Origin of the sequence: Phocaeicola sp. RTP21359st1_B8_RTP21360_211022, from assembly GCF_040911965.1 — a bacterium.
GTDB lineage: Bacteria > Bacteroidota > Bacteroidia > Bacteroidales > Bacteroidaceae > Phocaeicola > Phocaeicola vulgatus.
In genome coordinates this window covers 56928-69412 of record NZ_JBDFXP010000011.1, presented here as the reverse complement: position 1 = coordinate 69412, position 12485 = coordinate 56928, and the positions used below count along the sequence as shown (strand labels likewise).

8 protein-coding genes are annotated in these 12485 nt (G+C 39.6%); 4 read left to right on the top strand and 4 right to left on the bottom strand.

The window, feature by feature from the left end; all coding sequences use genetic code 11:
* On the bottom strand, positions 1–570 hold the full coding sequence (locus tag AB5062_RS07685; RefSeq protein WP_005844422.1) for a DUF3575 domain-containing protein: 570 nt from the start codon (positions 568–570) through the stop codon (positions 1–3).
* A 438-nt stretch (positions 571–1008) separates the two neighbouring features.
* Between AB5062_RS07685 and AB5062_RS07680 the strand changes: the two genes are divergently transcribed.
* The 3 genes from AB5062_RS07680 to typA all read left to right on the top strand — a co-directional run bounded on the left by AB5062_RS07680 (position 1009) and on the right by typA (position 7957).
* Entirely contained in the window at positions 1009–1614 is a 606-nt protein-coding gene (locus AB5062_RS07680; RefSeq protein ID WP_005844420.1) for a DUF5033 domain-containing protein, read from the top strand.
* 352 nt (positions 1615–1966) lie between these two features.
* The gene (locus tag AB5062_RS07675) at positions 1967–6088 is read left to right on the top strand and encodes a two-component regulator propeller domain-containing protein (RefSeq protein ID WP_032939312.1); all 4122 of its coding nucleotides are present in this window, start codon (positions 1967–1969) and stop codon (positions 6086–6088) included.
* A gap of 66 nt (positions 6089–6154) precedes the next feature.
* The gene (gene typA / locus AB5062_RS07670; RefSeq protein WP_368326851.1) at positions 6155–7957 is read left to right on the top strand and encodes a translational GTPase TypA; all 1803 of its coding nucleotides are present in this window, start codon (positions 6155–6157) and stop codon (positions 7955–7957) included.
* A gap of 60 nt (positions 7958–8017) precedes the next feature.
* Here typA and AB5062_RS07665 read toward each other — a convergent pair whose 3' ends face one another.
* Both AB5062_RS07665 and pckA read right to left on the bottom strand, forming a co-directional pair.
* Complete coding sequence (locus AB5062_RS07665; protein WP_011964992.1) at positions 8018–8668, bottom strand: nitroreductase; 651 nt, start codon at positions 8666–8668, stop codon at positions 8018–8020.
* 105 nt (positions 8669–8773) lie between these two features.
* Positions 8774–10381, bottom strand: a complete 1608-nt coding sequence (gene pckA, locus AB5062_RS07660) for a phosphoenolpyruvate carboxykinase (ATP) (RefSeq protein ID WP_005844412.1) — start codon at positions 10379–10381, stop codon at positions 8774–8776.
* 260 nt (positions 10382–10641) lie between these two features.
* Between pckA and upp the strand changes: the two genes are divergently transcribed.
* The gene (gene upp / locus AB5062_RS07655; RefSeq protein WP_005850404.1) at positions 10642–11301 is read left to right on the top strand and encodes a uracil phosphoribosyltransferase; all 660 of its coding nucleotides are present in this window, start codon (positions 10642–10644) and stop codon (positions 11299–11301) included.
* 156 nt (positions 11302–11457) lie between these two features.
* Here the strand turns inward: upp and AB5062_RS07650 are convergent, their stop codons facing one another.
* Positions 11458–12462 carry a 2-oxoacid:ferredoxin oxidoreductase subunit beta gene (locus tag AB5062_RS07650; RefSeq protein WP_007833723.1) on the bottom strand — a complete coding sequence of 335 codons (1005 nt, stop codon included), beginning with the start codon at positions 12460–12462 and terminating at the stop codon, positions 11458–11460.
* Positions 12463–12485: the final 23 nt, after the last annotated feature.

The window sequence follows — 12485 nt, the reverse complement described above, 5'->3', positions numbered from 1 at the left end:
TTAGAATATATAAATAAGATTCAAAGCAGCCTTAGTAGGACCCCAATAATTCTTGTTGGATTTCTCCAACATATCTCCACATTCTTCACACTCATATTTCTTATAACGCACATAAGCATAACCCAAACCGATGGTGGCGCCCAGATTCCAATGGCGTCCCAGCACAAACTGATAACCGTAACTGACACCTCCGCCATAAAAATGTCCCTTATAACGGAAGTCTTTCAAATCATCGAAAGGAGAAAACGGCAAATCAATACCGGTAGTATTGTATGCTCCTCCCATTAAATGGAAACCGAAAAAATGACCATTGAACTTATCACAAAGCCAATAACGCAACTCGGGCTGTACCATCACCAGTTTCAACATTTTATTATCGCTGTATTTCCAGGGATTATAATAAAACGGAATATCCACTGTAAGCTTCTTGCTCAACCCTACTTCCACTCCTAAGTTTGGTATGGCGACGGCATCTATCGCCACATTAGTCTTAACAGCCACCTGTCCATACATAAATAAGGAAGAAGCCAGCAGACACACCCATGAAAATAAAAATCTTCGTATTACCATATTCAATTCTCTCTAGCTAAGTTATTTTTTACATCACAAAGGTAGAGGCTATTCTTTTAACAGGATATTGGCAAATTAATCTTTATTAAGAGGTGGTTTCGGCAAAATACAGAATGAACAAAAAACAATCTTAGTTCCTATTTCCGTCAAAAACAGAACATCCATTCAATGAGAAACATTCCAACTATCAAATGGAACACCAACGGAGTTTTCTCCATCCATAAATGAAAATCCTTTCATCATGATAAAAACGCCCCCTTATATAGCCAAACAACTCCTTCTTTCCAACATAGCAGGTATTTTCATCAAAAAGAGGGTGTTTTCATCAAAAAAGCTTGAAAATAATTTGGATACATGAAAAGAATACCTACTTTTGTATCGGATGATAATGGGTCAATCATTCACATAATCAAAAAAACAATAAAAAATTATAGTTCTATGAAGGCAATGCATTTAATAATTGCCATGCTCGTCATGATGAGTTTGGCATCCTGCTCTGCAGATGGTAATGACCCCGTTGAAAACTCAGTTTCAACGTATCTCCTGGAAAAAACGTATGGAGCCAGAAGCGTTACATACGAGGAAAACAATTCTGACAAGTTAAAATTAAGTGAGTTACCGGCTATCAGCCTTTCTGAAGCCGACCATATTCTATCTGTCCTACGAAAACATACTGATGCTCAAGAAGAACTTGATATTCAAACTGCCACCAAAGGAGAACAAACATGGCTTAGAATTGTAATGAAGCAAACAATAGATCATAAATATGCTTTCACTATCCAGTTAAATATGAACTGTTACAATGACGGAAGCCTCTACTATGGCGGATATCAGGCGGAATGTTCTTCTTCTTTGATAAAATGGTATCTTAAAGGTTTCAGCCTGGCTACCGATAATGCCACAAAAAATTATAAATTCGAATCCCAAAGCTATATTTATATGAAAGTAATAGATAATGGAATCAAATATATGCAGATTCCTGTCACTATAAATGGCAACTATAATCCCCGAAACCATGATGCTGCATTTTCCTACAATTTATGATATATAATACAATAATCACTTTATAATATATACCATCATTCCCCCCTTGTTTCTAGCTTGGTATACATACCTTAATAAAATAGCAAGAGACAGGGGGTGTATTTCATTCAAATACAATCGTCTAATAATCAAGACAAGACAAAACTGTGTGAACGGAATACCTACTATCCTTTCTTTTCACCGAACCTGTTGATACTAAAAACAGAATATATTCCTATGACTTTTAGTTGGTTATGAAAATATAGTTTGCTATATTTGTAGGAATTCCTAAAATAGATTAAGGAATAATATCAAGCAGATTGTACGTGACCAATCTGATTACAGGGGAATAAAAGTGAAACAATTTATTATGATGAAATCTTTAATAATCACCTTATTATGTAGTTTTTGTCTATCAACTACTAATGCGCAAAGTTATTTCCGCCAGTGTGGTATCCAACTACTTACCAAACAAAACGGATTGAGCAACAATACATTGACTGGAATTTATCAGGATAAAGCCGGCTTTTTATGGTTAGGAACCGATGTTGGACTAAGCCGCTATGACGGAATACATTTTCATAATTACAATCTGATTGATAAAGAGCCACGTGCCTTAACTCATTTATATGAAACATCAAACAATCTGCTATGGTCTCATATCGCCAATTTAAACCAAATAGCCTGTTTTGACAAGATGCGTGGAATCTATATGCCACTTATCTCACCTACTCCTGAGGTATTGCAAGATATACAGGATATATGTGTACTGCAAGACAAATTATATGCCTTGACCTCCAATGCCATAGTAGAGTTAAATATGGAGAAAAATGCAGATGAAATAAGACTGACTGCCCAACTGCTTATAGATATAAAAACAAAAGTCCTAGGACTTTATAATAACGAAGATATTTTATGCGCACTGACAGCAGAGAATCAAATCTTGCTTTATAACGTTTCCGATAAAAGTAGCGAGCATATAAATGGAACCGATCTAGGTATTGTGAAAGCCGACAACATTGAAAAAATACATATATATAATGATAATGTGTGGATTTGTGACCAAACCGAAGGAATCATCTGTTATAATACAAACACTAAAACATCACGCACACTGAATGATAACAGCCAGTCATCCTTCATTCAAAAAGATATACGCGATATAATCCAAATAGATAAGACCACATTCATTATAGCCACATGGAGTTCACTGTCAGCCATAAGATTTGAAACGGACAACTACCTCCAGTCACCATTCCACATTGTAGATCTGACCCAACATGATTCTTACTATGCCCCCATCCTCAAAAACAGAATTACCGACATTCATTTTGACAAGTCCAACAATGTGCTTTGGGTAGGAACTTTCGGCAGAGGATTGCTGAAACTGAATCTCAAAGGAAACGATATCAACCGTATCCCGTTGAACGATGAAATAAGATATGTGAATAGTATAGCACAAGATGCCGACGGATACATCTGGCTGGTCACCGAAAAAGATGGCATATATAAAAGTACAGAAAATAAGATCTCTCCTAATCTGCACTTTTCCTTATGGGAGAAAAGTCACAAGAATAATCATTATTGCCTGCACAAAGATCGCAATGGAGGATTATGGTTCGGCGATGACAAAGGAAACATCCTTTGGGTAAATCCTACTACCGGTGAAACGGTGATTCACCAACTAAACCCCGAAACAGCAGACTCTGCTGTAACTGCTTCTATCTTGAAACTATATCTAAACTCACAAAACCATTTATGGATTGCCACCGAAAAAGGAATAATGGTCTATAACCATCAGACACACGAATGCATAGCAGCACAACCTTATACGAAAGAATTCAAAAAAATAACCGCTATATGTGAAGATGGAGATGGAACCATGTGGCTAGGTACTGAAAAAGGAATACACCGTGCCAGCCGTAAAGGAAAACAAATAAAATTCACCGGTGGTTATGAAAAGGCAAGAAACCTGACACCCGGAAAAGTATTGGCACTTTATCTGAATAACTATAACCAATTGCTTATCTCATACACTGATAAAATTATCCAAATAGACGGAAAAGAGAAAACCATATCCTCTATCATGATCTTACAAAAAGACTTGCCTAACGGACACATAAGCTGTATGATAGATGATAAGAACGGAAATACCTGGCTGGGAAGCAATGCTGGTTTTATCACATTGAATAACAAGAACAATGCATCATATACCTACGCATTACCGGAAAGTTATTACGATGTATGTCGGCTGAATGACGGGAAATTGCTATGGGCGAACTCTACAGGATTACTCTATTTTGAACCGCGCACTTTAAAAGAAAGTTCAAGTAACTGCCAATTCCATATCTCCGATATAGATATTAATTACAATAAAGTAGAAATAGGAGAAAAAATAAACGGACAAGTCATTCTGGACAAACCTGCGTACCTGATAGAACATTTATCTTTAGACTACAATAACAACAACCTGATTCTCTATTTAAGTGATCTGAAATACGGAACCTCGCCCAACACAGTGAAATATCGCCTGTTACCCACAGAAGAAAAATGGAATACGAATTATGACGATCATATAAAACTCAGCAATATCCCTCCTGGGAAATATGTACTGGAAATACGCTCGTCTTATCCGTTGGAAGAAAATAAACAAATAACCCGGTTATCTATCAATGTAAATAGATATTGGGCTGCAACCGGATGGGCCATCGCTGCATACATCCTGGCTATTATCATTATTTCTTTGCTTACATGGATGTACTTTAACCGGAAATTACAGAAACGGCAAGTTTACAAGGCCAAAGAAGTGAAACTGAAAGAAAAGCTGGAAGAAGAAACGGAAATAAGAAAAGAAGAAGAGAAAAACCATCAATTGCGTGACCAAATCAGATATATGCTGGCACAGGAATTACGCACCCCGTTATCACTCATCACCGCTCCGTTAAAAGAAATGATTACTAATACAGCCTTCCCGGAATCATTCCTGCAAAAAGCAAAAATGGCCTATCGGAATTCAATCAGCCTGCAAGACATTTGTAACCAGCTATTGAATATTCATCAGCAAGAAAGTTACAGTCCTAAATTGAATGTGGCCCCTTATCCTGCCAGCGTGATAGCCGACACTGTAGTGCGTGCATCTCACGAACTACTGAACGTCAGTCCCATTAACCTGCATTATGACAAAGACAACAAAATAAATACGGAAATATGGATTGACCGGAAAAAGATAATCTTTATTCTAAGCAATATATTATCCAATGCCTACCGGCATATCTCGTATTCCGGTTCCATCCACTTTACTGTAAACACCAGTACTATCAACGGAAAAGATTTCTGCCTTTTTACTATAGAGGATGACGGGAAAGAAATGATAGAAGAGTCCTCTGTCATCTTCCTTGGATCGGACAATTACAATCCTCCAAGCAACCGGCTACATCCCGAATTAGGCATTGAAATTATGAAAACGACAATACTAGCCCACCACGGCGATATCCAAATCACTCAAGAAAAAAACAAAGGAACCCGAGTTGTTCTTTATATCCCTCTAGGTAAACAACATTTGAAAAATGATGAAAACGTATGTTTCATCGAACCCGAAACAATAATGGAAGATTCAGATAAAGCAATGATTACTGCAGAGGATAAAAGACAACAGGAAATAGCAAACAGTATAACCGCCAAACCTATTGACAACCCCGAAACCAAATACAAACTACTGGTTGTTGAGGACCATGCAGATATCCGCCTCTATCTGAGAGTATTATTTTCTGCCACCTATAATATTATTATGGCGGAAAATGGGGAAGAAGGAGTAAGAATGGCACGTAAAGAAATACCGGATCTTGTAATAACGGATGTCATGATGCCTGTCATGAACGGTTTTGAATGTTGCCGTATCCTGAAAGAAGATCTAAAAACTTGCCATATCCCTATTATTCTGCTGACAGCTTTGACAGATGATGAAAATATAGTGAAAGGAATAGAATTAGGAGCTGATGACTATATTCTGAAGCCGTTCAATCCGGAGATTCTCCGCACTAAAGTAAAACGTTTAATAAAAAGCCGGACTGAACTGAAACGGATTTATACCAAACTACTAATGCCTTCCATCACCGTCAACGGCTCGCAAGAAGAGAATACGGAAACAATCATCATAGAAGACCCGTTCATCACACAAATTCTGAATATTGTAAATGAGAACCTGCAAAACCCGGAATTCAATGTGAAAAAACTGGCCGAAATGCTGAACATGAGTCAACCTACCCTTTACAGAAAAGTAAAACAACTCACTAATTTCACTATCATAGAATTAGTAAGAGGAGTCCGGTTAAAACGTTCTGCCGAATTACTGAGAAGCCGCAAATACAATGTTCAGGAGGTAGCCGAAATGGTTGGTTATAATGACATCCCCACCTTCAGAAAGCATTTTGTCGATTTCTATGGCACCACTCCCTCTACATTTAATAGTAAAGAAGATACGGAAGATAAAAAATAATCGTTAACAGCCAAATATTTTTTGAATTAAAAATCGTACCTTTGCAGCCAAATATATAGGTATAGTATGCAAGACATTAGAAACATTGCGATCATCGCCCACGTAGACCACGGAAAAACGACTTTGGTGGACAAGATGATGCTGGCGGGACATTTGTTCCGCAACGACCAGACAAATGGTGAACTGGTATTGGATAATAATGACTTGGAACGCGAAAGAGGGATAACTATCCTTTCAAAGAACGTTTCAATTAACTACAAAGGAACAAAAATCAATATTATTGATACTCCGGGACACGCCGACTTCGGTGGCGAAGTAGAACGTGTACTCAATATGGCTGATGGATGTATCTTATTGGTAGACGCATTCGAAGGCCCGATGCCGCAGACACGCTTCGTATTGCAAAAGGCATTACAGATCGGTTTGAAACCTGTAGTTGTAGTGAACAAGGTGGATAAACCCAACTGCCGTCCGGAAGAAGTATACGAAATGGTATTCGACTTGATGTTCAGCCTGAATGCTACAGAAGATCAGTTGGATTTCCCCGTTATCTATGGTTCTGCCAAAAATAATTGGATGAGTACTGATTGGAAAACCCCGACAGAAAACCTGGTTCCGTTGTTGGACGCTATTATTGAGCATATTCCGGCACCGAAACAGTTGGAGGGAACTCCTCAAATGTTAATCACCTCTTTAGACTATTCAGCATATACAGGTCGTATTGCTGTAGGACGTGTACATCGTGGTACGCTGAAAGAAGGTATGAATATTACACTAGCAAAGCGTGATGGTAGTCTGATAAAGTCTAAAATCAAAGAGCTACATACTTTTGAAGGCTTAGGACGTAAAAAGACAAATGCCGTTTCATCGGGAGACATCTGTGCTGTAGTAGGTGTAGAAGGCTTCGAAATTGGTGATACTATCTGCGATTTCGAAAATCCGGAACCATTGCCCCCCATCGCCATTGACGAACCGACCATGAGTATGTTATTCACTATCAACGATTCTCCTTTCTTCGGCAAAGAAGGTAAGTTTGTGACTTCACGCCACATCCAAGACCGCTTGACCAAAGAATTGGATAAGAACCTGGCATTGCGTGTACGCAAAAGCGAATTGGAGGACGGTAAATGGATTGTTTCAGGACGTGGTGTGCTTCATCTTTCTGTCCTGATTGAAACCATGCGCCGCGAAGGATACGAATTACAAGTGGGCCAGCCTCAGGTTATCTTCAAAGAAATAGACGGAGTAAAATGCGAACCTATCGAAGAATTAACGATCAGCGTACCCGAAGAATATTCCAGTAAAATGATCGATATGATAACCCGCCGTAAAGGTGATTTAGTTTCTATGGAAACACAGGGTGACCGTGTAAACATTGAGTTTGATATGCCTTCGCGCGGTATTATCGGTCTTCGTACCAATGTACTGACAGCATCGGCCGGAGAAGCGATCATGGCTCACCGTTTTAAATGCTACCAACCATACAAGGGCGAGATAGAACGTCGCAGCAACGGTTCTATGATTGCTATGGAAAGCGGAACAGCTTTTGCATACGCTATTGACAAATTACAGGATCGTGGCAAATTTTTCATTTATCCGCAAGACGAAGTATATGCCGGCCAAGTAGTAGGTGAACATGTTCATGAAAACGACTTGGTTATCAATGTAACTAAATCGAAGAAGCTTACCAATATGCGCGCATCAGGTTCTGATGACAAGGCACGCATCATTCCTCCGGTAGTATTTTCGTTGGAAGAAGCATTGGAATACATTAAGGAAGATGAATATGTAGAAGTTACTCCAAAGAGTATGCGTATGCGTAAAGTGATTCTTGACGAAACAGAACGTAAGAGAGCTAACAAAAGCTAATCAATCTACCTTTAATATAAAAAATCCCGGAGACCATATTACCTTCGGGATTTTTTATATTTAATCTACAAACTTTACTTTACTAACTTCTCTAGGTTTAGCAGCCGGCATTTCATCGGGATAACCGAAAGCAATCGCATAAAGCAACTCATACCCTTCACTGAATCCCAACTGTTTCATATATTCGGCAGCTGCAGGTGATTTCATGAAACGCACAGGCCCTCCCAAACAGCAGGAACCTATTCCCATTGACCAAGCAGACAAAATCATATTCTCACCCAACAGACCACAATCTATCTGTGACATATCATATGCAGGATCGTTAGCAATAAACACTACTGTAGGAGCATTATTGAACATATTCTGAAATCCCGGACGTTCTGCCGCTTTGGGATTTTCTTTTTTGAAAATTTCAGTCAAACCATTGATAAATTCCGGATTATCTACTACACGAACCTCCCATGACTGTTTATTCATTCCATTAGGTGCATTGATTCCACATTCCACTATAGTCTGCATTTTTTCACGTTCCACAGCCTTGGGCTTATACTTCCGTATACTACGGCGGCTCATAATAGTTTCTATTACAGGGTCTACCTGACTCACGGAAACACTATCCGTAACAACTTCCTTCTGTTGAGAACCTTGCGATGTACAGCTGCATAATACGAACATACCTGCACCAACTAACATTAATCTAAATAATTTCATTTGCTATCATATTTGGTTTGCAACAAATCTAGGCATTTTCAAGCATAAAAAAAAGTGGTTCCTATCGGGAACCACTTTTTATATGTTAAATCTGTAAAATTCAGATTACAATTTCGGACCGGCAGCAACCAATTTCTTACCTGCTTCGTTACCAGTGAACTTAGCGAAGTTCTTGATGAAACGACCAGCCAAGTCTTTTGCTTTTTCATCCCACTGAGCAGCGTCAGCGTAAGTGTCACGAGGATCAAGGATCTTCGGATCAACACCCGGCAATTCTGTAGGAACAACGAAATCGAAGTAAGGAATAACCTTAGTAGGAGCCTTATCAATAGAGCCATCCAAAATAGCATCGATGATACCACGAGTATCGCGGATAGAGATACGTTTACCAGTACCGTTCCAACCAGTGTTAACCAAATATGCTTTAGCACCAGTCTTTTCCATCTTCTTAACCAATTCTTCAGCATACTTAGTAGGATGCAATGACAAGAAAGCAGCACCGAAGCAAGCAGAGAATGTCGGAGTCGGTTCAGTAATACCACGTTCTGTACCAGCCAATTTAGCTGTAAATCCAGACAAGAAGTAATACTGAGCTTGTTCAGGGTTCAAGATAGATACCGGAGGCAATACACCGAATGCATCAGCTGACAAGAAAATAACTTGTTGAGCGTGAGGACCTTTAGAGATAGGTTTAACGATGTTTTCAATATGATAGATAGGATAAGAAACACGAGTGTTTTCTGTTACGCTCTTATCAGCGAAATCAATCTTACCGTTAGCATCAACTGTTACGTTTTCCAGCAAAGCGTCACGTTTGATAGCAGCGTAGATATCGGGTTCACTTTCCTTATCCAAGTTGATAACTTTAGCATAGCAACCACCTTCGTAGTTGAATACACCTTCGTCATCCCATCCGTGTTCGTCGTCACCGATCAACTTACGTTTCGGGTCAGTAGACAAAGTAGTCTTACCTGTACCAGACAAACCGAAGAAGATAGCCGAACTAGTTCCTTCCATATTTGTATTAGCAGAGCAGTGCATGGAAGCGATACCACGAAGCGGGTTCATGTAGTTCATGATAGAGAACATACCTTTCTTCATTTCACCACCGTACCAAGTGTTCAGGATAACTTGTTCTTTAGTCTTCAAGTTGAAAACAGTAGCTGTTTCAGAGTTCAAGCCCAGTTCTTTATAGTTGTCAACTTTTGCTTTAGATGCATTGAAACATACAAAATCAGGTTCTCCGTAAGCTTCCAGTTCTTCAGCAGTCGGGCGGATGAACATGTTAGTTACGAAATGAGCCTGCCAAGCCACTTCCATGATGAAACGTACTTTCATACGAGTTGCAGCATTAGCACCGCAGAATGTATCAACAACGAACAAACGCTTGCCGCTCAATTGTTTTACAGCTTTAGACTTCAAGTCAGCCCAAGCTTCTTCAGTACAAGGTTTGTTATCGTTTTTATATTCGTCAGAAGTCCACCATACTGAATTTTCAGAAGCTTCATTCTTAACGAAGAATTTATCTTTAGGAGAACGACCTGTGTAAACACCAGTCATTACGTTTACAGCACCCAGTTCAGTAACCTGTCCTTTTTCGAAACCTTCCAATCCCGGTTTAGTTTCTTCAGCGAAAAGCACATCATAAGAAGGATTGTGGAGAACTTCCTTCACGTCGGTAATACCGTACTTGCTTAAATCTAAATTTGCCATTTTTAAATGATTTAATTTGGTTATTGTATAATGTTATTTTTACTCTTTATTTTCTGAAAGAAGATGTTTTTCAACACCCCCTTGTCTAAGGCGCTACAAAATTAGTGCTTTATTTTAAAAAAAAGAAGTTATTAGAGAAAAATTTCCGTAATAATCAAATATTTATATTTGTGTAACAAAAATGCAATTCGTACTTTACAAATCTAGAAATTATTTGTTTCTTTGCAGGTCAAAGTCAACAATATAACAAAAGCATAGATATGAAAATCATCAATCTCAGTGAAGGCAATTCTCTCCTAAACCAATATGTAGCGGAATTGCGCGATGTACATGTTCAAAATGATCGTATGCGTTTCCGCAGAAATATTGAAAGAATAGGAGAAATCATGGCATACGAGATGAGTAAAGCACTAACCTATTCCGTAAAGCAAGTACAGACACCCTTGGGAACTGCCACGGCCAGCACACACGATGACAAAATAGTGATCGCAACGGTATTCCGTGCCGGACTGCCGCTGCACACCGGTTTTCTGAACATGTTCGACCATGCCGACAACGCTTTCGTTTCCGCATTCCGTTTTTACAAAGATGATGAACACCGTATTGTAGATGTACACATTGAATACATCGCCGCTCCTTCATTGAATGACAGAACCTTGCTTCTCGTTGATCCCATGCTTGCCACCGGTGAAAGCATGGAACTTGCCTGGAAAGCGTTCCTTACCAAAGGCAAACCAGCTAAATTGCAGATGGCCTGTGTCATTGCCAGCCAACAAGGGGTAGCGCATATGGCAGAACTTTTTCCCGGCGATGATGTCACATTATGGTGTGCCGCCATAGACCCTGTCTTGGACGAGCACAAATACATTGTTCCGGGGTTAGGGGATGCCGGTGATTTATCATTCGGCGAGAAACTCTAAAGCTCAAACTATAAGGACAGTTTCAGGTGTGTTCTCTTACACACTAAAATTCTAAATTAAATGGTTAGTAACCGGCAATTATTCACTGCCTATTACTAACCATTTAATTTTTAGAACAACTCTGTAGATCCGGTTCCTACAGGGAAAATGAAAATATTATTTCACTTCCCAAATATCATTTGTCATCAGTAATTCCTGGAAATTATGATATTTTTTCTTTGCGGCCACTTCTTCAATCTGTGCATTAACGGCGTCATCATAAGTAGGCGCTTCCACATCACGGATCACCCCTAACGCAACCGGAAAATCCGGTCCTTCCATCAATGCCAGTTTCAACTGCAAAGTATTATCCATACAATGAGCATCGTGCACTAAAATGTCTTTTTCCGTCACACCATTCTCGCCAAGCTTTACCACTTTCAGCCCGAAACCTTCCTGCATCAGCCCGTATTCTTTATCTACCCCAAACAACATCGGTTTACCGTGTTCCAAATAAATGGCATTCTTTGAACGACCTTCTTTCGTATATACTGATTCGTGTGTTCCATCATTAAAAATGACGCAGTTCTGAAGAATTTCACATACAGCCGCACCTTTATGATTGGCAGCAGCTTTCAGAATCTCCACTGTACCAGGACCATCCGTAGCTACCGCACGGGCAAAGAAACGCCCACGCGCACCAAAACATAATTCAGCCGGATGAAACGGATCTTCCACAGTGCCGTAAGGAGATGATTTGCTAACAAATCCACGGGGAGAGGTCGGAGAATACTGTCCTTTGGTCAAACCATATATACGGTTGTTCAACAAAATCATATTCAAGTCGATATTACGACGAACGGCGTGTATAAAATGATTTCCACCAATAGCCAGCCCATCACCATCCCCTGAAATCTGCCAGACAGTAATCTTCGGATTAGCCACCTTGCAGCCTGTAGAAATAGCAGCCGCACGACCATGCACAGTCTGCATGGCATATGTATTCATGTAATAAGGCAGACGGCTGGAACATCCGATACCCGAAATAACGGCAGTATCATGAGGAGCCACTCCCAATTCAGCCATCGCTTTGTGCAGCGAAGCCAAGAAAAAATGGTCACCGCAACCCGGACACCAGCGAGGTTGTCCCTTTTTGAAATCTTTTGCTGTATATTCGTTCATAGTCTTTACTTTCTTTACGGTTA

Excerpts from the sequence above, each read along its gene's own strand:
- AB5062_RS07680 (WP_005844420.1), top strand. The coding sequence starts at position 1,009 with ATGAAGGCAATGCATTTAATAATTGCCATGCTCGTCATGATGAGTTTG.
- typA (WP_368326851.1), top strand. The coding sequence starts at position 6,155 with ATGCAAGACATTAGAAACATTGCGATCATCGCCCACGTAGACCACGGA.
- pckA (WP_005844412.1), bottom strand. The coding sequence starts at position 10,381 with ATGGCAAATTTAGATTTAAGCAAGTACGGTATTACCGACGTGAAGGAA.
- AB5062_RS07650 (WP_007833723.1), bottom strand. The coding sequence starts at position 12,462 with ATGAACGAATATACAGCAAAAGATTTCAAAAAGGGACAACCTCGCTGG.
- upp (WP_005850404.1), top strand. The coding sequence starts at position 10,642 with ATGAAAATCATCAATCTCAGTGAAGGCAATTCTCTCCTAAACCAATAT.
- AB5062_RS07665 (WP_011964992.1), bottom strand. The coding sequence starts at position 8,668 with ATGAAATTATTTAGATTAATGTTAGTTGGTGCAGGTATGTTCGTATTA.
- AB5062_RS07685 (WP_005844422.1), bottom strand. The coding sequence starts at position 570 with ATGGTAATACGAAGATTTTTATTTTCATGGGTGTGTCTGCTGGCTTCT.
- AB5062_RS07675 (WP_032939312.1), top strand. The coding sequence starts at position 1,967 with ATGAAATCTTTAATAATCACCTTATTATGTAGTTTTTGTCTATCAACT.